The organism is Uliginosibacterium sp. H1 (genome assembly GCF_036017065.1).
In the GTDB taxonomy this organism is placed as follows: domain Bacteria; phylum Pseudomonadota; class Gammaproteobacteria; order Burkholderiales; family Rhodocyclaceae; genus Uliginosibacterium.
This window is the reverse complement of sequence record NZ_JAYXHR010000004.1, coordinates 242,241-263,663: the sequence shown is the minus strand read 5'-3', so window position 1 is coordinate 263,663 and position 21,423 is coordinate 242,241. Positions and strand designations below refer to the sequence as shown.

Genomic DNA, 21,423 nt, shown 5'->3' with positions numbered 1-21,423 from the left:
GCAACGCCAGAGTCAACCTGCCAGAGCTTGTCACTCGCCGTCGGCGAGCTGGCGCACCTTGTAGCCCTTGCCAGCCAGCAGCGCGGGCAGCCCTTTGTCGCCGATCATGTGGCCGGCGCCAACCACCGCGAACACCGTCTCCCCGCGCGCCAGCCATTGCGCCATGGTGACCACCATCTCCTCGTTGCGTCGGTCCAGCAGGGCTTCACGCCAGGACGAATCACCGGACATGGTCTCCGACATCACGGCGTCCAGTGCCGCCATGTCGCCGGTCTGCCATGCCGTGCGCATGCGGTCGAAGTAAGGCTTCATCTGGCTACGCTCGACCAGTTGCAAGGTGACGCGCAGCTGTTCGATCTGCTCCGCCTCGCTGCCACCGGTCAGCGCCGCGAGCTGACGCTCCGCCGTCTCCAGCTCCAGCACGCGCTTGCCTGATTCGCGAGCGCGCGACACGAACCACATGTCGATGCCTTGCGTCGCCGAATAGCCCTCCTGCTCGGCCGCCATCAGCGTGATCACCGTCGCGACCATCCACGGCCTCATGTTCATGAAGACCTCGCCCGGCAGGCCCAGGCGCGCCATGACCTGTTCGTAACGGCGACGGTCCGCGCTGCTCATCCGGTCGCTCAGGCTCTGGCCTGCCGGCAGCTGCGCCTCCTTCATCATGCGGGCGGACACGTCCGGGCTGAGGGGGTCCAGCTCCACGGCAAGCGTGGGCGCCGCCTCGAAGCGGCGCGTCACGCTGCGGGACAAGGGGTAGCAGACATTGCCGCAGACGTGGATCGAACCGAACAGGTACACTTTGCCGCGTGCCCCCGCAGCGGTCGGCGTAACCTCCCACAAGGAGAGCCGCTCTCCCGCCGCCTGGACACCTGCGCCACAGACCAGCAGCCAGACTGCCAGCAACACGCGCCATCCCGACATTCTCTTCATGTCCCCATCCTCATCAATGTCCGCGTCCGCACCCTCGCCGGTCGCTGCGACGAACGCCGAGCCCGAGTTGCGCGCGGTATTGCTCATGGGCCCCACGGCCAGCGGCAAGACCGCTGCGGCGCTGGCGCTGGCGCGCAGTATGCCGGTGGAAATCGTCAGCGTGGACTCCGCGCTGGTATTCCGCGACATGGACATCGGCACCGCCAAGCCCGACGCCGCCGAATTGGCATCCTGCCCGCACCATCTCATCGACGTCGTGAGCCCGGAGGAAGCCTATTCGGCAGCCAGCTTCCGCGACGACGCGCTGCGCCTGATCGGCGAGATTTCCGCCCGTGGCCGCCTGCCCTTGCTGGTGGGCGGCACCATGCTGTACTTCAAGGCGCTGCGTGAAGGCTTGTCCGATCTGCCGCAGGCGGACGCCGCCCTACGTGCCGACATCGACGCGCTGGCCGCACGCGAGGGCTGGCCGGCCGCGCATGCCGAGCTGGCCCGGCTGGACCCGGACGCCGCCGCGCGCCTGCACCCCACCGACGCGCAGCGCATCCAGCGTGCGCTGGAGATCGTGCGCCTGACCGGCCGTCCCCTCGCCGAGAGTTACGCCCGCCGCGAAGAAGCCGGCCCGGCCATCGACTACCTGCCGATCGCATTGCAACCCTCGGATCGCGCCGTCCTGCATGCGGCGATCGCACGCCGCTTCGACGCCATGCTGATGGCGGGCCTGGAAGACGAACTACGCGGCCTGCGCGCGCGCTACACGCTGCGCCCCGAGATGACCTCGATGCGCTGCGTCGGCTACCGGCAGATGTGGGACTACCTCGAAGGTGAGGTGGATGCGGCAGAAATGCGCGAGCGCGGCGTCGCCGCCACCCGCCAGCTCGCCAAGCGACAGATCACCTGGTTGCGCCAGTTCCGCGAGCAGTGGCCCGACCTGGTTGAAATCGACAGCCTGCAAGCGGACGCGGTGACGCGAGTGGAGACAACGGTGAAGGGCTGGTGGATGCGCTGAGGTCCGGCCTCGCCCTACTCGCCTTGTCTCGCCCTGTCCTTGCTTCAGCCCGCCATGCGGGAGATGCCCATGAACACCAGCACCCCCACGTAGAGCACGACGGTACGCCGGACCAGCCCGACGGTGCTTTGCAGGAAGTCGACATCGGCGTCGTCGCCAGCGCCCAGCTCGGGCCGCTCGACGATCTCGCCACTCTGGTGGATCGGCCCACCCAGGCGGACCCCCAGGGCACCCGCGCCGCTGGCGAGCAGGATGCCGGCATTGCGGTCCGGCCAGCTCGTCGATTGCGTGCGCCAGCAATAGGCCGCATCCTCGAAATCGCCGACGATCGAAAATGCCATCGCGGTAATGCGCGCCGGCAACCATTCGATGACATAGAAAGCCTTGCGTGCGAACGTGCCGAAGTCGCCGATCTCGTGATCGGTGCGCTCCCCCCAGTGACGGGAGAGGAACTCGGACATCCGGTACAGCACCGCGCCGCTGGCGCCGGGCAGGATCAGGAAGACGATGAAGATCGCGAAAACCTGGCGGTGTGCGCCGAGCAGCGCTTCCTCGATGGTCAGGCGCGCCACCTCGTTGCTCGGGCTGCGATCATGCAGGTGTTTTCGCCACAGTCCGATCAGCTCGCGGGCCCGATCCAGTTCATGCGCTCGCAGCGCTGCATGAATCCGGGTAAAAAAGTGACTGGCGTGACGGAAGCCGAAGGTGTAGTAAAGCACCGCTACGTTGAAAGCCATGGCCAGCAGCGGGCTGACGGTATACAGAAAAAAATGCAGCAGCGCCGTGAGGATCACCGGCGGTAACACCATCAGGCACCAGGCCAGTACGCCATGAGCCGCCCGGCCATCGTTGAAGCGGTCCTCGAAGAAACGGCTGAGGACCACCAGAGGCTGGTACAGGAAGCGGGCCGCGTTGAACGGGCGGAATTGCTCCAGGGCGAGCGCCAGGACGAGGGAGATCAGCGTCATGCGAGCGGGGGTGGATTGTCTGGCAACTGCGCCAGCGTGGCTCTTGAAGGCCATGAACGATAGCACATCGTCTTCGGGAAGACGCTCGACCGGTATCATCCTGCGGCCTCAGAATACGCCGCGCTTCTATTACTTTAGTAATAGTTCTCAGGCATTGTCAGCCGCACCGCAGACGGGTACGCAACCAGGCATCTGCACGGCGCAGTCCTGCACGCTTCAAACCGGGGGAGACGTTTCTTGCTGAGTGTTTTTTTCCGCCTGGCGGCCACCGGAGGCATCTGCATCCTGGCCATGGCGATCTGGCTGCTGCCAGCCGCCCAGGCCGTCGCGGCGACGTCCGGCAACGAGCTCGCACTGAGTGCGATGGCGGAGCAGGACCTGCTGCACAAGGGCAGGCTGTTCCGCGCCGGGCCCGATGACAACTTTCCCGCCAGCCTCGACGCACTGCCCGGCTGGCTCGCGCGCCAGCAACCCGTCGACGGTGTCGATCTGCTTGGCGGCGACTACTGGCTGTACCTGGAGATCCGCAACGACACCTCGCCGACGGAGTGGGTGCTGGATGGCAGCAACACCCTGATCGACCGGCTGGAGGCCCGCATCTACGCGGAGAGCGGGCGCGTGCAGTCGATCACGTCCGGCTACCGCAACCGCCATCCCTTCATGCTGCATTACGGCCAGCACGTGTATCTGGAACCGGGTGTCAGCAAGCAGGTGCTGATCCGCTTCGCCAGCCCCTACTTCCGCTCCTACCCGCGCTTCGAGTTCATCGAGGTGGAGTCCTACCGCTACCGCGTGCTGATCGAGAACCTGATCATCATCGGCTGCCTGGGCACCCTGTTGTCGCTGTCGATCTTCTACACCTTCGCGGCTTTCTCGACGCAGGACCGGAGCCAGCTCTGGTATGCCGCCTACATGCTGTGCTACGCCGCCGGCTGGGGCATGGTGTTCCACGTGCCGGCGGAAATGATCGGCTTCCACGACCTGCGCTGGCACTACGTGCCCTTCTTCCTGCTGCCGGTGCTGAACACCATGTTCTACCGGGAGTTCCTGCACCTGGGTCGCCACTATCCGAAACTGGAGAAGGCCAGCCGCTTCAACCTGGTGGTGCCGCTGCTGCTGTTGCCGTCGTGCTTCCTGGCGATGCCCTATGCGCACAGCCTGGCGACCGTCGTCATCACCATCTGGCTGGTCATGGCGCTGGTGTCGGGCATCGTGAGCTGGCGCGGCGGCTTCCGCCCGGCGCGCTACTTCGTGCTGGCCTTCGTCGCCCTGCTGATTCCGGGCCTCATCATCCTGCCGGCGAACGTCGGCCTGCTGCCGCAACTGGTCCGCAATGCGGAGTTGTTCACACTGATGGGCGGCACCCTGGACGGCCTGCTGCTGGCCTTCGCGCTGGCCGACCGCGTCAAGCTGCTGTCCGAACAAAAGGACGCCTATCTCGCGCAGATGAACGAGGCGCTGGCCCTGGCGCATACCGATGCGCTGACCGGCATCGGCAACCGCTACGCCTTCGACCGCCATCTCGACGACCGCTTCCAGTTCGGTAATGCCGGTGCGGACCATGCGCAACTGCTGGTGCTGATCGACCTGGACGGCCTCAAGACCATCAACGATCGCCACGGCCACAGTACGGGCGACGACCTGCTGCGTCGCTTCGCGGAAGGACTCAAGCGACGCTGCGGCGAAGTGGGGGAAGTATTCCGGCTGGGCGGCGACGAGTTCGCGATCATCGCGCGCAGCCAGCATGAAGCGCGCCTGCGCACCAATCTCGCCGACATCGAGAAGCATCTGGTCAGCGGGGGTTTCGCCGAAGCCGGCATCAGCTACGGCATCGCATTCGCTCCGGAATCAAAGGATGCGGCAGGCCTCGTCACGCTGGCGGACGCCCGCATGTACGAGCACAAGGCCAGTCGCAAACAGCTGCGCGCCCGTTCGTGAAGAGGCTCGCCGACAAATGAAAAAGGGGCGCCGGCGCGCCCCTTTTTCATTTGCCTCGACAGTCGATCAGCCCAAGGCGGCAAACACCCGTGCGGTGATCTCGTCCACGCTGCCCAGGCCCGAGATGTTGGCGTAGCGCGGAGCCTTGTCGTCACCCGTCGTGGCCCAGTCGCTGTAGTACTTCACCAGCGGCTCGGTCTGCGCGTGATACACGTCCAGGCGCTTCTTGACGACCTCTTCCTTGTCGTCCTCGCGCTGTACCAGCGGTTCGCCGGTTTCGTCATCCTTGCCTTCGGCCTTCGGCGGGTTGAAGCGCACATGGTATGTGCGGCCGGAAGCCGCATGCACGCGGCGACCGCTCATGCGCTCGACGATCTCCGCGTCCGGCACGGCGATTTCGAGCACCACGTCCAGCGCCACGCCGGAGTCCTTGAGTGCATCGGCCTGGGGAAGGGTGCGCGGGAAACCGTCGAACATGTAGCCCTTGGCACAGTCCGGCTGCGCCAGGCGCTCCTTCACGAGGTTGATGATCAGCTCGTCCGACACCAGCTGGCCGGCATCCATCACCGCCTTGGCGGCGAGGCCCAGCGGCGTGCCGGCCTTCACTGCAGCACGCAGCATGTCGCCAGTGGAAATCTGCGGAATGCCATAGCGTTCGGCGATGAACTTCGCCTGGGTCCCTTTACCCGCGCCCGGCGGGCCAAGAAGAATGAGTCGCATGGCGTGATGCCTCCCTTTTTTGATTGGTGGTGGGGCAGAGACTCAGCCCTGCGAAAAAAACCTGCGGACCCGTTCCAGGTCCTCCGGCGTATCGACGCCGGCTGCCGGCGCATGGGCCAGCAGTTCCACGCGGATGCGGTGGCCATGCCACAGCGCGCGCAGTTGTTCGAGCATCTCGATGCCTTCCAGCGGCGACGGCGCGAGGCGGCCGTAGGCGCGCAGGAAACCGGCGCGGTAAGCATACAGGCCGACATGGCGCAGCGCGCCCGTGCCGGCCGGCATCGGCCCCTGCGTGGCGACGCCCTTGCCAAATGCGTCACGCGGCCAGGGCATCGGCGCGCGCGAGAAATACAGGGCATGGCCCTGCGCATCGCGCACCACCTTCACCACGGCCGGGTTGAGGAACTCCTCGATGCTGTCGATGGCATGTGCAGCGGTGGCGATACTGGCCGTCGCGTCGTCCGCCAGGCTCAGCGCCACGTCGCGCACGATGGCGGGATCGATCAGCGGCTCGTCGCCCTGCACGTTCACCACGATGCTGTCGTCGCCCCAGCCGAGCTGGTCCACCACCTCGCCGAGGCGGTCGGTCCCGCTCGGATGGTCGGCGCGCGTCATCACCACCTTGCCGCCCGCCGCGGTGACGGCTTCGGCCACGCCGGCGTGATCGGTCGCCACCCACACTTCATCGGCGCCGCAATCGGCCACGCGTTCCATCACGCGCACGATCATCGGCTTGCCGGCAATGTCGGCCAGCGGCTTGGCCGGCAGGCGGCTGGACGCGTAACGCGCCGGAATGACGAGCTTGAATCTGTTCATGGGAAGGCAGCGCTCAGCGCTGCACGTCTTCGGCCGCCAGCTCGCGCGCTTCGTCGGCCAGCATCACCGGAATGTCGTCGCGGATCGGATAAGCCAGGCGACAGGGCTTGCAGACGAGTTCGTGCTCGGCCCGACGGTGTTCCAGCGGCCCCTTGCAGACGGGACACACCAGGATTTCAAGCAGTTTGGGATCCATGCACACGCTCCAGGACAGGCGCCAGCGCGGCATCGGCGATCAGCGCCTCCACCGGCAACACCCAGGTCGGGGGCGGCGCCAAACCGGCGCATTTTATCGCATCCTTCTCGGTCATCAGCAGGACATCACAAGCTTGCAGGTCGAGATCGGCTGCCACATAGGCATGGTGATCGGGAAAGGCATCCGTCCGTGCCGGCTCCAGGCCGAGCGCGCGCAGGGTGTCGAAGAAGCGCTGCGGCTGGCCGATGCCGGCCACGGCGCGCAGGCGCAGGCCTTGCAGGCTGGCGGCATCGCGGCGCTCATGCGGCGCATCCAGCCGGTAGAAATCGCCGGGCTGCAGGCGCATCGGCTGGATGTCCGGCGTGCCGTGCCGGGCTCTCAGCGCCTGCGTCACCGTGGCATCCGGCCGGCCGTGCCACAACAGGAGTTGCGCTTCGCCCGCGCGGGACAGCGGCTCACGCAGGGGTCCGGCAGGCAGCAGCCAGCGATTGCCCAGCGTGGCCGGGTCCAGCACGATGATCTCGACATCGCGCTGCAGGCGGTAGTGCTGCAGGCCGTCGTCGGTAATCACGACGTCCACGTCGGGATGCCGTTTCAGCAGCGCGCGGCCACCGGCGACGCGGTCGGGCGACACGAAGACCGGGCATTGCGCGCGGCGCGCCAGCAACACGGGTTCGTCGCCGACCTCGCCCGGGTCGCTGTCCGGCATGACGGCGCGTGGCGTCTTCGCGGCTGATCCGCCATATCCACGCGACAGGATGGCCGGCCGCAGGCCACGCCGTCGCAGCGCCTGCACCAGCCAGATGACGACCGGGGTCTTGCCGCTGCCACCCACGGCGATGTTGCCGACCACGATGACCGGCACCGGCAGGCGCCATGCGCGGAAGATGCCGACGCGATAAGCCAGGCGACGCAGCGTGGCGACAACGAAGAACAACGCCGACACCGGCAGCCACAGGCACGCGACCGCCCCGCGCGACTGCCACCAGGCGGGAGCCTGTCGCGCCATGCGCTGCTTACTTGCCGGCCTGGGTGGCGAAGGTCACCGAGGAAAGACCCGCGCGTTGCGCGGCCTGCATCACGTCGATGACGCTCTGGTGGGTGGCCTTGGCATCTGCGCTGATGACCACCACCGGCGGCTTGGTGCCTTCCGGCGCAGCACGGCGCAGCGCATCGGCGATGGCGGCGATCTCGCGGGCTCCCACCGGCCGGCGGTTCACCAGCACGTCGCCGGTCGCGGTCACCGCGACGTCGATCTCGTTGGGCACTTCCGGCGCGGCCGGTGACTCCGAGGTCGGCAGGTTGATCTCCAGGCCGGAAAAGCGGGAATAGGTGGTGGTCAGCATCAGGAAGATGATGATCACCAGCAACACGTCAATGAGCGGGATCAGGTTGATCTCCAGCTCCTCGCGCGAACGGCCCTTGCGGAAGTCCATGGCGGCCCCTGCTTACTTGGCGCGACGCTCGCCGTGGATCACTTCCACCAGCTTGATCGCCTGCTGCTCCATGTCAATCACGATGCTGTCGACCAGGGCGCGGAAATGGCGGTGCGCGATCAGCGCCGGGATGGCGATCAGCAGGCCGAAGCCGGTGTTGTACAGGGCGATGGAAATACCGTGCGCGAGCTGTTGCGGATCGGTACCACCGGAGCTCGGATTGGCCGCGGCGAAGATCTCGATCATGCCGACCACGGTGCCGAACAGGCCCATCAGCGGCGCCACCGCGGCGATCGTGCCCAGGGTGGTGAGGAAGCGTTCGAGGTCATGCGCGACCGCGCGGCCGGACTCCTCGATGGACTCCTTCATGATGTCGCGCGGCGCACGCACGTTGCGCAGGCCGGCGGCCAGCACCTGGCCCAGGGGCGAATGCGCATACACGCGCTGGATGAATTCCTCGCTGACACCGCCTTGCCGCAGATCACCGATCACCTTGTCGAGCAGCCCGGCCGGCACGATGTTGGCGCGACGCAGGGAGATGAAGCGCTCGATGATGAGCGCCAGCGCGATGACGGAAGCAAACAGCAGGGGAATGATCGGCCAGCCAGCGGCGCGAATGATGTCCAGCACGGGGGGCACCCTCCAAACTTGATCAGCGCGGAACTGTAGCCGTTTGCGTGCAGCGCGGGCAAGCCTTGCCGCCAGCCGGCAACCGCGTATCAGTCACCGCACCCGGCGGCCAGCCGATCGCTCAGCCTGCGTCGCGTTCCCCGCGCATGTGCTCGCCGCGCGCCTGCTCCTGCCCGGACGCCTGCTCATGGATTGCCCGCACCTCTACCTGCAACGCGCCATCGGCCAGGCGGACGTCCAGCGCTGTACCCGGCGACACGGCCGCTGCCTGCTTGAGGACACGGCCCTGCGCGTCACGCACGATGGCGTAGCCCCGCTGCAGTACCGCCTCCGGGTTCAAGGCCTGCAGACGGGCGGCCTGCCCGGCAACATGCAGTTGCGCCAGCGCCACGCGACGCTGCATCGCCTGCGTCAGCTGCCCTGCCCGCCACTGCAGGCGCTCGCGCAGCACCTGCGGCCGCGGCTGCGCCGCCAGCAGGCGGGTGGCCAGCACTGCGTGCCGTGTCCGCGCCTTCGCCAGATTGCCCGCGGTCGATTGCTGCAGACGACGCTCCAGGTCGGCGAGGCGCTGAGCGGCCCGCCCCAGTCGATCACGCGGATGCAACAGACGCCGCTGCAACAGGTCCAGCCGTTGCGACGCCGTGGCGAGACGACGTTGCATGGCCCGCTGCAGCACGGGCTGCCATGCGGGGAGATGACTCCTCAATTCGACCCAGCCGGCACTCACCGCTTCCGCCGCGGCAGTCGGCGTGGCCGCCCGCTGGTCGGCGGCAAAGTCGCACAGGGTGATGTCGGTTTCATGGCCCACGCCACTGACCACAGGCAGCGGGCAGGCGTGCACGGCCCGCACCACCTGCTCGTCATTGAAGGCCCACAGGTCTTCCAGGCTGCCACCGCCACGACACACGATGAGCACCTGCACCCCGTCCGCGCGGGCCCGCGAACCGGCTGCGGTGATCGCGGCGGCGATCGCCGCGCCGGCCGCGTCCCCCTGCACCGGCGTGGGATAGATGCACACCGCCATGTGCGGCGCACGGCGCTTCAGCGTGGCCAGGACATCGCGCAAGGCTGCCGCCTGCAAGGACGTGACGATGCCGACGCCCGCCGGACGCTCCGGCAACGCGCGCTTGCGCTCGATCGCGAACAGGCCTTCGGACTCCAGCTTCGCCTTCAGCCGCAGGAAGGCTTCATACAGGTTGCCCAGCCCGGCGCGGCGCACCGACTCCACCGATAGCTGGAGATCGCCGCGGGCTTCATACAGGGTGATCTGGGCGCGAACCTCGACCTGCATGCCCTCTTCCAGGCGGAAGGGCAACAACTGGGCACGGTTCCGCCACATCGCGCAGCGGATCTGCGCCCCCGGATCCTTCAGGGTGAAATAGACGTGGCCGGACGCCGCACGCACCAGGTTGGAGAGCTCACCCGCCACCCAGCCCAGCGGCAGCGAGGACTCCAGCAAACCACGGGTCTGTCGGAGCAAATCCGACACGGACAGGACGGCCGGACTGACAGTATCTGGCTTGTAAACGGGCGCGGACATGGCGCGGATTCTAGCCGAATCCACATCCCGCCCTGGCGACGGGACGGGTCGGCACGTAAGCGCTTGATCTAGCGTGTTGACAGCAGCGAATTTTCCCAAGTCGTTGTTTTATATGTAGATATAGGGCAGCCACTTTTTTCACCAATCTGCAAAAAACCCTTGTGGGGAGGCCACTTAGCATCTGCGTCCAGAAGCTACCCACAAAGTTGTCCACAGATTTTGTGGATTGTTGATAAGCCTTCGCGACGACCTGTGCGCAGCCCTCCGGCGTCGCATCCCGGCACCCCGAGCGCGGGGATCCGCCGCCCCACCGCGCTGCTACACTGCCGCCTCGCCAACGCCTGCGCTGCCATGTTGACCGCCCTGCTCCGCTGCAAACCTGCACGCATCCTCGCGCTGATCTTCGTCCTGATGTTTGCAGGCTCGGCATTGCCCGGCCTTGCACGCGACCTGCCCGGCGGCCTTGCGACCCAGCAGCGCCAGACCTTGCCCCCCGAAGCCCGCGAGACGCTGGGGCTGATCGAACGCGGCGGGCCTTTTCCTTACCGCAAGGACGGCACCGTCTTCCAGAACCGCGAGCGCCGCTTGCCCCAGCAAGCCCGTGGCTACTACCGCGAATACACCGTCCCCACTCCCGGCGAGCGCGATCGCGGCGCACGCCGCATCGTTGCCGGCCAACCCGGTGAGTATTACTACACCGCCGACCACTACCGCAGCTTCAAGCGCGTGGTGCAATGAAGGTCACGACATGAGCCAAGCCCCTCGCGAGCGACTGCGCACCCTGCTCTCCGACACCGCCCGCGCGGGTGTCTATCGTGGCGACGACGAAGCGGCACACGAGGCCTTCAGAGTCGCCGCAAGCCTGCACTACGTCGTGCAGCGCATCGACCTCATCCACGCCACCGACGCAGCGAGCACCCAGGCCCTGCTCGGCCGCGCACTGCAGTTCCCGGACTGGTACGGCCACAACTGGGACGCACTGGCCGACTGCCTGAGCGACATGTCCTGGAACGAGGCCGACGGCTACGTGCTGATCCTCACCCAGCTCGGCCCCCTGCGCGCGCAGGACCGCGAAGCCTATGACACCCTGGTGGACGTGCTGCGCGACGCCAGCGAAAGCTGGCGTGAGGCCTCGACGCCGTTCTGGGTGCTGCTGCCCGATGGCGACGAGTTGCCTGCGCTGCCGCTCGATTGATTCCTGATCGCCCTGCCGTGGATTACAAGACGCCGGAGTCGGTGCTGGTGCTGGTGCATACGCCTGCCCTGCAGATCCTCTTGCTGGAGCGTGCCCGCCACCCCGGCTACTGGCAGTCCGTGACCGGCAGCCTGGAAGCCGGCGAGCTGCCGCGGGAAACGGCAAGGCGCGAACTGTTCGAGGAGACCGGCATCGAGGCCGATCCCGCTGCGCTGCAGGACTGGCGACTCGCCAACCGCTTCGAGATCCTGCAGTTGTGGCGCCACCGCTATGCCCCCGGCGTGACCCACAATGTCGAACACGTGTTCAGCCTGTGCGTGCCGGAGGCTGCGCCGGTGCAACTGGCGCAGGACGAGCACCGTGACCAGTGCTGGCTGTCCTGGCAGGACGCCGCCGACCGCTGCTTCTCGTGGACCAACCGGGATGCCATCGCGATGCTGGCGCAGCGCGATCCGACCATCTGATGCGGGGCAGACGCCAGGGCCATCCCGCCTGACGGCTCTCAGTCGTCGTTCTTGGTCGTTGTTCTCAGTCGTCGTTGATCGCCTGACCGGGAAACAGCACGTCGGTAAAACCGAAACGCGAAAAATCGCGTATGCGCATCGGGTAGAGGATACCGTCGAGGTGATCGCACTCGTGCTGCACCACGCGGGCGTGGAAGCCTTCTGCCACGCGGTCGATCGCCCCCCCGTCCGGATCGAAACCCGTGTAGCGCAGACTGGTGTGGCGCGGCACTACGCCGCGCAGGCCAGGCACCGACAGGCAGCCCTCCCAGCCCTCTTCCATGTCGTCGGACAAGGGCGTCAGCACCGGATTGACGATCACCGTGCGCGGCACGGCGGCGGCGTCCGGGTAGCGCTCGCTGCGCTCGAACCCGAAAATCACCACCCGCAGGTCGACGCCGATCTGCGGCGCCGCAAGGCCGACCCCGCCCGTGGCATGCATGGTGTCGAACATGTCGGCGATCAGCTCGCGCAACATCGCACCACCGAACTCCGCAGGATCGACCTCCTGCGCGCGCCGTAACAGGCGCGCGTCGCCCATGCGGAGGACTTCGCGAATCATTCCGCCTCGGCCAGGTGCTGAAGGATCTGGCGCACCTGCCCCATCGCAACGTTGAGCACGGCACCGAACTTGTCGATGGCCACGCCCTGCGCACTGTCCCCACGCCCCGCCGCCCAGTTGGCGACCACCGCAATGGCGGCGTAAGGCATGTCGAGCTCGCGCGCCAGCACGGCTTCAGGCATGCCGGTCATGCCCACCATGTGCACACCGTCACTTTCGTAGCGGTTGATCTCGGCGGCGGTTTCCAGCCGGGGGCCCTGCGTCGCGCCGTAAACAGCGCCATCCTTCACCAGCAGGCCGGCTTCGGCGGCGGCCGTCAGCAGGCGGGCGCGCAGGGGCTGGTCATACGGCGTGGTGAAGTCGATGTGGCGCACCGGCGTGTCGCCACCTTCGAAGAAAGTGTTCTTGCGGCCCCAGGTGTAGTCGACGATCTGGTCCGGAATCGCCAGTACGCCCGGCGCCAGGTCGGCGCGGATGCCCCCGACGGAGGCCACCGACACGATGGCTTCCGCCCCTGCCTGCTTCAGCGCCCAGATGTTGGCGCGGTAATTCACCATGTGCGGCGGGATCGTGTGGCCATAGCCGTGGCGCGCCAGGAACACCGTCTGCTGGCTGCCGACGTGACCGAACAGCAAGGGCCCCGACGGATCGCCGTAAGGCGTGCGCACCACCTGGCGATGTTGCACGTCGAGGTTGGAGAGTTCGGACAGGCCACTACCGCCAATGATTGCAAGCATGCTGTTGAAGGCTGAAAAAATCGGTGAAACGATGGTAGCACGGGGCTTACAGCCGCTAGGGTTTGCCACGCTTGCATGCTAGAATCGCGGGCTTTTTCAAAGACTTGAGCCCCGCCCCCATGAGCCGTTCCATCCGCAACATCGCCATCATCGCGCACGTCGACCATGGCAAGACCACGCTGGTCGACCAGCTGCTTCGCCAATCCGGTACCTTCGCCGCGCACCAGCAGGTGACCGAGCGCGTGATGGACAGCAACGATCTGGAAAAGGAGCGTGGCATCACGATCCTGGCGAAGAACTGCGCCATCCAGTATGGCGACACCCACATCAACATCATCGACACCCCCGGACACGCCGACTTCGGCGGTGAAGTCGAGCGCGTGCTGTCGATGGTCGACGGCGTGCTGCTGCTGGTCGACGCCGTCGAAGGCCCGATGCCGCAAACCCGCTTCGTGACCCGCAAGGCGCTGGCCATGGGCCTGAAGCCGATCGTGGTCATCAACAAGATCGACCGCCCCGGCTCGCGCCCGGACTGGGTGATCAACCACACCTTCGACCTGTTCGACAAACTCGGCGCCACCGAAGAGCAGCTCGATTTCCCGGTCGTGTATGCCTCCGCGCTGAACGGCTTCGCCATGCTGGAAGCCGACAAGCCGGGCACCGACATGAAGCCGCTGTACGAGGCGATCCTGAAGCACGTGCCGCAACCGGACGTGGATTCCGAAGGCCCGCTGCAACTGCAGGTCTGCTCGCTGGACTACTCCACCTACATCGGCCAGCTCGGCATCGGCCGCATCAAGCGCGGCCGCATCCGCCCGAACCAGGAAGTCATCGTCATGTACGGCGACGAGAACCGCGGCAAGGCCAAGGTCAGCCAGGTGCTGACCTTCAAGGGCCTGGAGCGCTCGCAGGCCGAGTCGGCGGAAGCCGGCGACATCGTGCTGGTGGCGGGTATCGATCAGGTGAACATCGGGGTCACGATCTGCGACCCGGAAAAACTCGAAGGCATGAAGCCGATCGCCGTCGATGAACCGACGCTGACCATGAACTTCGTGGTGAACTCCTCACCGCTGGCCGGCCGTGAAGGCAAGTTCGTGACCAGCCGCCAGATCCGTGAGCGCCTGGAGAAGGAACTGCTGAAGAACGTCGCGCTGCGCGTGGTCTACACCGACGACTCCGACGTGTTCGAAGTATCGGGTCGCGGCGAACTGCACCTCACCATCCTGCTGGAGAACATGCGTCGTGAAGGCTACGAGCTGGCGGTCGGTCGCCCGCGCGTGGTGTTCAAGGACATCGACGGCGTGAAGTGCGAGCCGTACGAAATGCTCACCGTCGACGTCGAAGAAGACCACCAGGGCGGCGTCATGGAAGAACTGGGCCGTCGCCGTGGCGAGCTGCAGGACATGCAGTCGGATGGCAAGGGCCGTACCCGCCTGGAATACCGCATCCCGGCTCGCGGCCTGATCGGCTTTCAGGGTGAGTTCCTGACGCTGACGCGCGGCACCGGCCTCGCCAGCCACGTGTTCGACGACTACGGCCCCATGGCCGGCCAGATGTCGGAGCGTCGCAACGGTGTGCTGATCTCGCAGAACGATGGGGCCGCCGTGGCCTACGCGCTGTGGAACCTGCAGGATCGTGGCCGCATGTTCGTGAGCCACAACGACCCGCTGTACGAAGGCATGATCATCGGCATCCACAGCCGCGACAACGATCTGGTGGTGAACCCGATCAAGGGCAAGCAGCTCACCAACGTGCGCGCCTCGGGTACCGACGAAGCCGTGCGCCTGGTACCGCCGATCCAGCTGACGCTGGAGTCCGCCATCGAATTCATCGCAGATGACGAACTCGTCGAAATCACGCCGAAGTCGATCCGCCTGCGCAAGCGCTACCTGAAGGAGCACGAACGCAAGCGCGCAGCGAAGACGGAAGAGTAATCAGCGCCCTCCGGCCCCGCTCTATCGCGGCGCCGGAAATCCGGCAAACGGGGCCCCGTGGACCATTCCACGGGGCCCCGTTGCTTTTCGCGTTGTTTGTTTCTATGTCGTACAAACAGCCGTATGCGACGCGATGGGAAGCAACAATTCAGGCAATGCGGGTGGCAATCACCGGCGTACCCAGAAGGCTCCCCAACACCCGTGAAGCCAGACACGGGGCCGGGTTCAGAGAATCTGAACGACCGACACCCCAATCCACGAAAACACCATAAACCATTTTTTCGCGAATTTCTGCACGTTTTGTCGCAGTGCAAATTGCCGTGCCAGTTTAGTTCGTCCATGCTTCGAACTGTCAGCAGGCATGCCGGGGCCTGGGAGGTACCCGGCGTTGCAGCCTTGTCTGCTGGCTATAAGACTTCCAACAGGAGACAACAAGTCATGAAGTTCAAGCTTCTCGTCGGCGGCCTGCTGGCCGCGATGGCGTTCGGTGCGCACGCCGCTACCGACTACCCCAGCGGTTACACCAAGTGCGCCCAGAACACCGGCGCCACCTGCTCGTTCAGCGGCACGCGCTCCGTCGCACTGGGCAAGGCCGGCAGCTTCGTTTATGGCACCTTCACCACCAGCGTGGCCTGCAAGAGCTCGAACTTCCCGAGCAACAGCTTTGCCTCTTCCGCCTGGTGCTCCTACGCCGGCACGACGTCGAGCTCCAGCTCTTCTTCGTCTTCGTCCTCCTCCTCGTCCAGCTCCTCTTCGTCGTCGAGCTCGTCCTCCAGCTCTTCTTCATCCAGTTCCAGCTCGTCGTCCTCGTCGAGCTCCAGCTCCTCCAGCAGCTCGTCGTCCAGCTCCGGCGGTTCGTCGAGCGGCAGCGGCGCTTGCGTGGCGGGCGCGACCATCAGCAACACCACGGTGGATTGCGGTGGCAAGACGATCGGCCTGTCCTGCAAGGGTGACGACGAAAGCCAGCCGCCGGTGCTGACGCTGAACAACGCCACCGTGAAGAACGTGCGCATCTCCGCCACTGGCGGCTCGGACGGCATCCACTGCACGGGTGGTACCTGCAACCTGGAGAACGTGGTGTGGGAAGACATCTGCGAAGACGCTGCCTCGATCGGCAACGCCATGCGTGGTGTCACCATGAACATCAAGGGCGGCTCCGCCTTCAACTCCGCGAGCAGCGGCGTGGGTGGCAAGCCGGACAAGATCTTCCAGAACAACGGCCGTAACACCACCATCAACGTCAGCGACTTCACCGCGCTGGGCGAGCACGGCAAGCTGGCCCGCTCGTGTGGTGACTGCACGGACAACGGTGGCCCGCGCTACTTCAGCTTCAACAACGTGACGGTGAATGCCAAGGTCGGTTCGATCATCGGTGTGAACCGCAACTACGGCGACAAGGCCACGATCCGCAACATGAAGATCAAGGACTACAAGTCCGGCAGCCCGAAGGTTTGCGAAGAGTGGAAGGGCATCCCGAAGGGGGAAGGCTCGACCGAGAAGTACGGCGAGTTCTGGGGCACCCAGTACTGCGACGTGAGCAAGACGGACGTGAGCGCGCTCTGATAACGCGACGCTTCATCGCAAGCTGAAAATGGCCGGCCCTGCGCCGGCCATTTTCTTGTGCAAAACCTGTTTGCGTCACAACTCCGCGAATCCGACATTCATCACGTTTTCAATGATTTGTGTCGCAATGCAAATTGACCATGTGAGTTAGTTCGTCCACGCTTCGAACTGCCAGCGTTAAAAGCGGGGCCTGAAGCAGGAAGCAAGGTCGGCTTCAAGAGAATTCCGCGTTGGCATAACAAACATCCAATTAGGAGACAGCACTCATGAAGTTCAAGCTTCTCGTCGGCGGCCTGCTAGCTGCCATGGCGTTCTCTTCGCATGCCGCTACCGACTACCCCAGCGGCTACACCAAGTGCGCGCAGAACACCGGCGCCACCTGCTCGTTCAGCGGCACCCGCTCGGTCGCCCTGGGCAAGTCCGGCAGCTTCGTCTACGGCACCTTCACCAATAGCGTCGCCTGCTCCAGCAGCAACTTCCCGAGCAACAGCTTCGCCGCTTCGGCCTGGTGTTCCTACGCTGGTACGACCTCGTCGTCGTCCTCCAGCTCCAGCAGCTCGTCGTCCTCTTCGTCGTCGAGCTCCAGCTCTTCGTCGAGCAGCTCGTCTTCTTCCTCCAGCTCCAGCAGCTCCTCGTCCTCCTCGAGCTCCAGCTCGTCGGGCGGCAGCTCGTCCGGTAGCGGCTCCTGCGTGGCCGGTGCAACCATCAGCAACACCACGGTGGATTGCGGTGGCAAGACGCTGGGCACGTCGTGCTCGGGTGGTTCGGAGAGCCAGTCGGCCGTTCTGACCCTGAACAACGCCACGGTGAAGAACCTGGTGGTCAACAAGAATGCTGCTGACGGTATCCACTGCAAGAGCGGCAACTGCCGTCTGGAAAACGTGGTGTGGGAAGACGTGTGTGAAGACGCTGCATCCAACCTGACCGAAGGCGGCACGCTGACGATCTCGGGCGGTTCCTCGAACAACGCTGACGACAAGGTCTTCCAGCACAACTCGAAGAACAGCACGACCGTCATCGAGAACTTCACCGTGAAGGGCAGCAACGGCAAGCTGTGGCGTTCGTGCGGTGACTGCTCGAATAACGGCGGCCCGCGTAACGTCAGCATCAACAACGTGACCATCGAAGGCTCGGTCGGCGACGTGGTGGGTCTGAACCGTAACTACGGTGACAAGGCCACCATCCGTAACCTGAAGATCAAGGGTTACAAGTCGGGCAGCCCGAAGGTTTGCGTGGAGTGGAAGGGTATCGTCAAGGGTTCGGGCTCGACCGAGAAGTACGGCGAGTTCTGGAACACCACGAACTGCAACGTCAGCAAGTCCGACGTCACCGCGTTCTAAGCAAAACCTCGCAGCACAGGCCGGCTGACCCCCGGCCTGCAATGATCAAGCCGACGCCCCGGGCGTCGGCTTTTTTCTTGGTGCCGCGGTTGTGATGCGAGACGGATTGTGCCGGCGGGTTCAGCCGTAACGGCGGGCGTGGTCCTGCAACACCTCCAGGAAGGCCATGCCGTAGGCATCCAGCTTGCGGTCGCCGACGCCGGACAGCTCGTACATCGCCTCCAGGCTCATCGGGCGCTTCTCCAGCATCTGCTGCAGCGTGGCGTCGCCGAAGATGATGTAGGCCGGCACGTTCTGCTCCTCCGCCAGGCGACGGCGGCACTGGCGCAGCGCCGCCCATAGCGCGCGCGCTTCGTCGGATTCGAACTCGATCTGCTTGCGCACCGTGGTCGCGCTGCTCGGTGCGCTCTCGCGCACCTTGCGTGCGGTGAACACCGCTTCACCACGCAACACCGGTCGGCAAGAGTCCTGCAGCAGCAGGCCGCCGTGCTCGTTGATGCCCACCATGCCCTGTGCGACCAGCTGGCGCAGCAAGGTGCTCCACTGCGTCTCGCTCACCGACTTGCCGATGCCGAAGGTGCTGAGTTGCTGGTGCCCGCGCTCGGTCACCTTGGCGGTGGCGCGGCCGAGCAGGATGTCGACCAGGTGCCCCGCGCCGTAGCGCTGACCACTGCGGTAGATGGTGGAAAGCGCCTGCTGCGCGGCGGTGCTGGCATCCCAGGTTTCCGGCGGCGTCAGGCACATGTCGCAGTTGCCGCAGGGCGTGCTGTCCTCGCCGAAGTAGCGCAGCAGCACCTGGCGGCGACAGGCCGGCGCCTCGCAGTAACCGAGCAAGGCGTCCAGCTTGCGGCGCTCGACGCGCTTCACCTCGTCCGGCGCCTGCGACTGTTCGATCATCTCGCGCTGAAGCACGAGGTCCTGCAATCCATAGGCCATCCAGGCGTTGGACGGCAGGCCGTCGCGGCCGGCGCGGCCGGTCTCCTGGTAGTAGGCCTCCAGCGATTTCGGCAGGTCCAGGTGGGCGACGAAGCGCACGTCCGGCTTGTCGATGCCCATGCCGAAGGCGACCGTCGCGGTCATCACGATGCCTTCGCCACGCACGAACTGCGTCTGGTGCGACTCGCGCGTCGAGGCATCCAGCCCCGCGTGGTACGGCAGTGCGCGGATGCCTTCGCTCTTCAGCCAGGCGGCCGTCTCCTCCACCTTCTTGCGCGACAGGCAGTACACGATGCCGGCGTCGCCTTCGTGATTGGCACGGATGAAGCGCAGCAGCTGCTTGCGGGGGTTGTCCTTCTCCACGACGCTGTAGCGGATGTTCGGCCGGTCGAAGCTGGACACGAATACCCGTGCGTCATGCAGCGCCAGGCGTTCGATGATCTCCTGCCGCGTCGCCGCGTCCGCCGTCGCGGTCAACGCGATGCGCGGGATGTTCGGGAAGCGCTCGTGCAGCACCGAGAGCTGGATGTACTCCGGCCGGAAGTCGTGGCCCCACTGCGACACGCAGTGCGCCTCGTCGATGGCGAAAAGGCCGATCCGCGCGTTGTCCAGCAGGTTCTGGAAGCGGCCGGTCATCAGGCGCTCCGGCGCGACGTAGAGCAGGTCCAGCTCGTCGCCGATGAAGGCGCGCTCTACCGCCGCCGCCTCACCCGCCTCCAGCGAGGAGTTGAGGAAGGCCGCGCGCACGCCGAGCTGGCGCAGCGCCTGCACCTGGTCCTGCATCAACGCGATGAGCGGCGACACCACGATGCCGCAGCCTTCGCGGATCAGCGAGGGAATCTGGTAGCACAGCGACTTGCCGCCACCGGTCGGCATCAGCACGAGGGCGTCACCGCCCTGCACCACCTGGTCGACGATGGCGGCCTGTTCCCCGCGGAAGGCGGAATAGCCGAAGACGTGGCGCAGCGTGTGCAGCGCCGACGAGGCTTGGTCCATGAGCTGATCTGTTTCCATGCGGCCGCTATTGTGACAGCGCGGCCTGCCGGATGGGCTTGCTCAGCGCATCGGTCGCCGACGCTCAGCGCTTGAGTCGCTGCAACCGGCCTATCGGTGCGGCACCCAGCAGCAGCCCCAGCCCCATCGCACCGACCACCAGCAACGCATGCAGGAGGGCCGAGGCGGTATGCGAGATCAGCGCCAGATGGGCGCCCGGCCCGGCCATGGCGATCTGCATCGCGCCGCCGAAGGACTGGAAGAACAGCACGCCCGGCATCATCGGCACGGCGCCGGCAAACGCCACGGCGGCAAAAGGTACGCGCAGGCGGCGGCTCATCACCGCAGCCATGACGCCGATGGCCACGCAGGCGAACAGCGTCGACACCGGCAGGGAAATGCCTTCGAGCAGGCTGAGGTAACGAACCCCATGCCCCACCATGCCGCACGCAATGGACGTCCACAGCACCCGCCAGGGCGCGTTGTAGAACGCGCCGAAGCCACAGGACGCGACGCCGGCCAGCACCACGTCCATCCACAGCGGGATCGGTTGCGCGGGCCCCTGCCAGGGCGGCACGACCGTGGCACCGAGCACCAGCCAGGCACCCAGGAAGATGCCCAGCGCCGCCGCCAGCAGGATGCCCAGCGCCAGGAACAGGCGGGCCATGCCGGTCTGAAGGTGGTTTTCCAGCGTGTCGTACAGGCCGTTGATGAGGTGCGGTCCGGGCACCAGCATCAGTGCCGGCACGATGAGGCAGATACCCGGCGTGCTGGTCCATTCCATCAGGATCACGATGCCGCCCAGCACCGAGCCGACGAAGGCCGCCGAGAAAGGCAGGGACAGCAGCATCATGTGGCGCTTGCCCATCTCCTGCCGCAGCAGGAGGCCGAGGGCGGACGACACGCCGGTGACGACCATGCCGGCCATGTCGGCCGACAGCAGCGCGGCCAGTGCGGAGGCCGCCAGCCCGAAGATGAGCGCGAGTATCCAGCGCGGGTGGCGTTCGGCCGTGCTCTCGGCTTCCTGCAGGCGGCGCAGGCCCTCGGCCACGTCGATGTGGTCCGCCTCGATGTCGTCAAGTATCGACAGCACGCGCGAGGCGATGGCGACGTTGATGCGTAGCTCGGCCGTCTGCGCATGCAGGATCGGCCCATCGGCCACGAAGATGTTGATGCTGCGGTACAGGATGCTGACCTGCACCGACAGCCCGAGCTTGTGCGCCAGCGACTGCAGCCGGTCGCGCAACTGATGGGTACGCAGGTTGTAGGTCAGCAACAGGCGTGCGGCGAGTTGCAGCAGCGCAATGCGGGGTTCATCCGGGCGGGTCATGGTGGGCGGCCTGCTGAGCGAACGGCGGAGATCGTCTGGTTGGATGTACTGGCTGATGGGCGCGCCGCACGCACCGGCGAAAGAAGCCGACGCGGCATTGCAGCATTCCCGTTGCACATTCTATGAGTCCGGCAGGCCGCGCGCTTG

At 65.9% G+C, this 21,423-nt stretch carries 21 protein-coding genes; 8 read left to right on the top strand and 13 right to left on the bottom strand.

The window, feature by feature from the left end; genetic code table 11:
* Window positions 1–30: 30 nt before the first annotated feature.
* Entirely contained in the window at window positions 31–933 is a 903-nt protein-coding gene (locus tag VVD47_RS20350) for a TraB/GumN family protein (RefSeq protein WP_327605359.1), read from the bottom strand.
* A gap of 16 nt (window positions 934–949) precedes the next feature.
* Between VVD47_RS20350 and miaA the strand changes: the two genes are divergently transcribed.
* Window positions 950–1,939, top strand: a complete 990-nt coding sequence (gene miaA / locus VVD47_RS20345) for a tRNA (adenosine(37)-N6)-dimethylallyltransferase MiaA (RefSeq protein WP_327605358.1) — start codon at window positions 950–952, stop codon at window positions 1,937–1,939.
* A 44-nt stretch (window positions 1,940–1,983) separates the two neighbouring features.
* On the opposite strand, the gene VVD47_RS20340 is transcribed toward miaA, so the two are convergent.
* Window positions 1,984–2,907, bottom strand: a complete 924-nt coding sequence (locus VVD47_RS20340; RefSeq protein ID WP_327605357.1) for a CobD/CbiB family protein — start codon at window positions 2,905–2,907, stop codon at window positions 1,984–1,986.
* A gap of 237 nt (window positions 2,908–3,144) precedes the next feature.
* Between VVD47_RS20340 and VVD47_RS20335 the strand changes: the two genes are divergently transcribed.
* Window positions 3,145–4,845, top strand: coding sequence for a sensor domain-containing diguanylate cyclase (locus VVD47_RS20335; RefSeq protein ID WP_327605356.1), 1,701 nt, complete (start codon window positions 3,145–3,147; stop codon window positions 4,843–4,845).
* A 66-nt stretch (window positions 4,846–4,911) separates the two neighbouring features.
* Here VVD47_RS20335 and adk read toward each other — a convergent pair whose 3' ends face one another.
* The 7 genes from adk to xseA form a co-directional block, all read right to left on the bottom strand.
* The gene (gene adk, locus VVD47_RS20330; RefSeq protein WP_327605355.1) at window positions 4,912–5,565 is read right to left on the bottom strand and encodes an adenylate kinase; all 654 of its coding nucleotides are present in this window, start codon (window positions 5,563–5,565) and stop codon (window positions 4,912–4,914) included.
* Window positions 5,566–5,607: 42 nt separating this feature from the next.
* Window positions 5,608–6,381, bottom strand: a complete 774-nt coding sequence (gene kdsB, locus VVD47_RS20325; RefSeq protein ID WP_327605354.1) for a 3-deoxy-manno-octulosonate cytidylyltransferase — start codon at window positions 6,379–6,381, stop codon at window positions 5,608–5,610.
* Between the two features lie 13 nt (window positions 6,382–6,394).
* Window positions 6,395–6,577, bottom strand: a complete 183-nt coding sequence (locus tag VVD47_RS20320) for a Trm112 family protein (protein ID WP_327605353.1) — start codon at window positions 6,575–6,577, stop codon at window positions 6,395–6,397.
* On the bottom strand, window positions 6,558–7,586 hold the full coding sequence (lpxK, locus tag VVD47_RS20315; RefSeq protein ID WP_327605352.1) for a tetraacyldisaccharide 4'-kinase: 1,029 nt from the start codon (window positions 7,584–7,586) through the stop codon (window positions 6,558–6,560). The genes VVD47_RS20320 and lpxK overlap by 20 nt, the downstream gene beginning before the upstream one ends.
* A gap of 7 nt (window positions 7,587–7,593) precedes the next feature.
* A complete protein-coding gene (locus VVD47_RS20310; protein ID WP_327605351.1) occupies window positions 7,594–8,013 on the bottom strand; it encodes an ExbD/TolR family protein in 420 nt (139 codons plus the stop codon).
* Window positions 8,014–8,025: 12 nt separating this feature from the next.
* Entirely contained in the window at window positions 8,026–8,643 is a 618-nt protein-coding gene (locus tag VVD47_RS20305) for a MotA/TolQ/ExbB proton channel family protein (protein ID WP_327605350.1), read from the bottom strand.
* A gap of 121 nt (window positions 8,644–8,764) precedes the next feature.
* A complete protein-coding gene (gene xseA / locus VVD47_RS20300) occupies window positions 8,765–10,183 on the bottom strand; it encodes an exodeoxyribonuclease VII large subunit (RefSeq protein ID WP_327605349.1) in 1,419 nt (472 codons plus the stop codon).
* A 351-nt stretch (window positions 10,184–10,534) separates the two neighbouring features.
* Between xseA and VVD47_RS20295 the strand changes: the two genes are divergently transcribed.
* The 3 genes from VVD47_RS20295 to nudB are packed head-to-tail and all read left to right on the top strand — an operon-like array spanning window position 10,535 to window position 11,842.
* Window positions 10,535–10,921, top strand: a complete 387-nt coding sequence (locus VVD47_RS20295; protein ID WP_327605348.1) for a ribonuclease domain-containing protein — start codon at window positions 10,535–10,537, stop codon at window positions 10,919–10,921.
* A gap of 10 nt (window positions 10,922–10,931) precedes the next feature.
* On the top strand, window positions 10,932–11,378 hold the full coding sequence (locus VVD47_RS20290; protein ID WP_327605347.1) for a barstar family protein: 447 nt from the start codon (window positions 10,932–10,934) through the stop codon (window positions 11,376–11,378).
* Between the two features lie 17 nt (window positions 11,379–11,395).
* A complete protein-coding gene (gene nudB, locus VVD47_RS20285; protein ID WP_327605346.1) occupies window positions 11,396–11,842 on the top strand; it encodes a dihydroneopterin triphosphate diphosphatase in 447 nt (148 codons plus the stop codon).
* Between the two features lie 64 nt (window positions 11,843–11,906).
* Here the strand turns inward: nudB and def are convergent, their stop codons facing one another.
* The gene (def, locus tag VVD47_RS20280; protein WP_327605345.1) at window positions 11,907–12,443 is read right to left on the bottom strand and encodes a peptide deformylase; all 537 of its coding nucleotides are present in this window, start codon (window positions 12,441–12,443) and stop codon (window positions 11,907–11,909) included.
* Window positions 12,440–13,180: an S-methyl-5'-thioinosine phosphorylase gene (locus VVD47_RS20275; protein ID WP_327605344.1), complete on the bottom strand. Its 741-nt coding sequence runs from the start codon at window positions 13,178–13,180 to the stop codon at window positions 12,440–12,442. Before VVD47_RS20275 ends, def begins: the two co-directional genes overlap by 4 nt.
* Window positions 13,181–13,299: 119 nt before the next feature.
* On the opposite strand from VVD47_RS20275, the gene typA reads away from it, so the two are divergent.
* The 3 genes from typA to VVD47_RS20260 all read left to right on the top strand — a co-directional run bounded on the left by typA (window position 13,300) and on the right by VVD47_RS20260 (window position 18,017).
* On the top strand, window positions 13,300–15,114 hold the full coding sequence (gene typA, locus VVD47_RS20270; protein WP_327605343.1) for a translational GTPase TypA: 1,815 nt from the start codon (window positions 13,300–13,302) through the stop codon (window positions 15,112–15,114).
* Between the two features lie 438 nt (window positions 15,115–15,552).
* Window positions 15,553–16,677 (top strand): pectate lyase, encoded by a 1,125-nt coding sequence (locus VVD47_RS20265; RefSeq protein WP_327605342.1) that lies wholly within the window; start codon window positions 15,553–15,555, stop codon window positions 16,675–16,677.
* Window positions 16,678–16,943: 266 nt separating this feature from the next.
* Window positions 16,944–18,017: a pectate lyase gene (locus VVD47_RS20260; RefSeq protein WP_327605341.1), complete on the top strand. Its 1,074-nt coding sequence runs from the start codon at window positions 16,944–16,946 to the stop codon at window positions 18,015–18,017.
* A 120-nt stretch (window positions 18,018–18,137) separates the two neighbouring features.
* On the opposite strand, the gene recQ is transcribed toward VVD47_RS20260, so the two are convergent.
* Window positions 18,138–19,949, bottom strand: coding sequence for a DNA helicase RecQ (recQ, locus tag VVD47_RS20255; RefSeq protein ID WP_327605340.1), 1,812 nt, complete (start codon window positions 19,947–19,949; stop codon window positions 18,138–18,140).
* Between the two features lie 82 nt (window positions 19,950–20,031).
* Window positions 20,032–21,276 (bottom strand): threonine/serine ThrE exporter family protein, encoded by a 1,245-nt coding sequence (locus VVD47_RS20250; protein WP_327605339.1) that lies wholly within the window; start codon window positions 21,274–21,276, stop codon window positions 20,032–20,034.
* Between the last annotated feature and the right edge of the window lie 147 nt (window positions 21,277–21,423).

Coding starts and splice junctions, on each gene's coding strand:
- VVD47_RS20350 (WP_327605359.1), bottom strand. CDS start 933: ATGAAGAGAATGTCGGGATGGCGCGTGTTGCTGGCAGTCTGGCTGCTG.
- miaA (WP_327605358.1), top strand. CDS start 950: ATGTCCGCGTCCGCACCCTCGCCGGTCGCTGCGACGAACGCCGAGCCC.
- VVD47_RS20340 (WP_327605357.1), bottom strand. CDS start 2,907: ATGACGCTGATCTCCCTCGTCCTGGCGCTCGCCCTGGAGCAATTCCGC.
- adk (WP_327605355.1), bottom strand. CDS start 5,565: ATGCGACTCATTCTTCTTGGCCCGCCGGGCGCGGGTAAAGGGACCCAG.
- kdsB (WP_327605354.1), bottom strand. CDS start 6,381: ATGAACAGATTCAAGCTCGTCATTCCGGCGCGTTACGCGTCCAGCCGC.
- VVD47_RS20320 (WP_327605353.1), bottom strand. CDS start 6,577: ATGGATCCCAAACTGCTTGAAATCCTGGTGTGTCCCGTCTGCAAGGGG.
- lpxK (WP_327605352.1), bottom strand. CDS start 7,586: ATGGCGCGACAGGCTCCCGCCTGGTGGCAGTCGCGCGGGGCGGTCGCG.
- VVD47_RS20310 (WP_327605351.1), bottom strand. CDS start 8,013: ATGGACTTCCGCAAGGGCCGTTCGCGCGAGGAGCTGGAGATCAACCTG.
- xseA (WP_327605349.1), bottom strand. CDS start 10,183: ATGTCCGCGCCCGTTTACAAGCCAGATACTGTCAGTCCGGCCGTCCTG.
- VVD47_RS20295 (WP_327605348.1), top strand. CDS start 10,535: ATGTTGACCGCCCTGCTCCGCTGCAAACCTGCACGCATCCTCGCGCTG.
- VVD47_RS20290 (WP_327605347.1), top strand. CDS start 10,932: ATGAGCCAAGCCCCTCGCGAGCGACTGCGCACCCTGCTCTCCGACACC.
- def (WP_327605345.1), bottom strand. CDS start 12,443: ATGATTCGCGAAGTCCTCCGCATGGGCGACGCGCGCCTGTTACGGCGC.
- VVD47_RS20275 (WP_327605344.1), bottom strand. CDS start 13,180: ATGCTTGCAATCATTGGCGGTAGTGGCCTGTCCGAACTCTCCAACCTC.
- typA (WP_327605343.1), top strand. CDS start 13,300: ATGAGCCGTTCCATCCGCAACATCGCCATCATCGCGCACGTCGACCAT.
- VVD47_RS20265 (WP_327605342.1), top strand. CDS start 15,553: ATGAAGTTCAAGCTTCTCGTCGGCGGCCTGCTGGCCGCGATGGCGTTC.
- VVD47_RS20260 (WP_327605341.1), top strand. CDS start 16,944: ATGAAGTTCAAGCTTCTCGTCGGCGGCCTGCTAGCTGCCATGGCGTTC.
- recQ (WP_327605340.1), bottom strand. CDS start 19,949: ATGGACCAAGCCTCGTCGGCGCTGCACACGCTGCGCCACGTCTTCGGC.
- VVD47_RS20250 (WP_327605339.1), bottom strand. CDS start 21,276: ATGACCCGCCCGGATGAACCCCGCATTGCGCTGCTGCAACTCGCCGCA.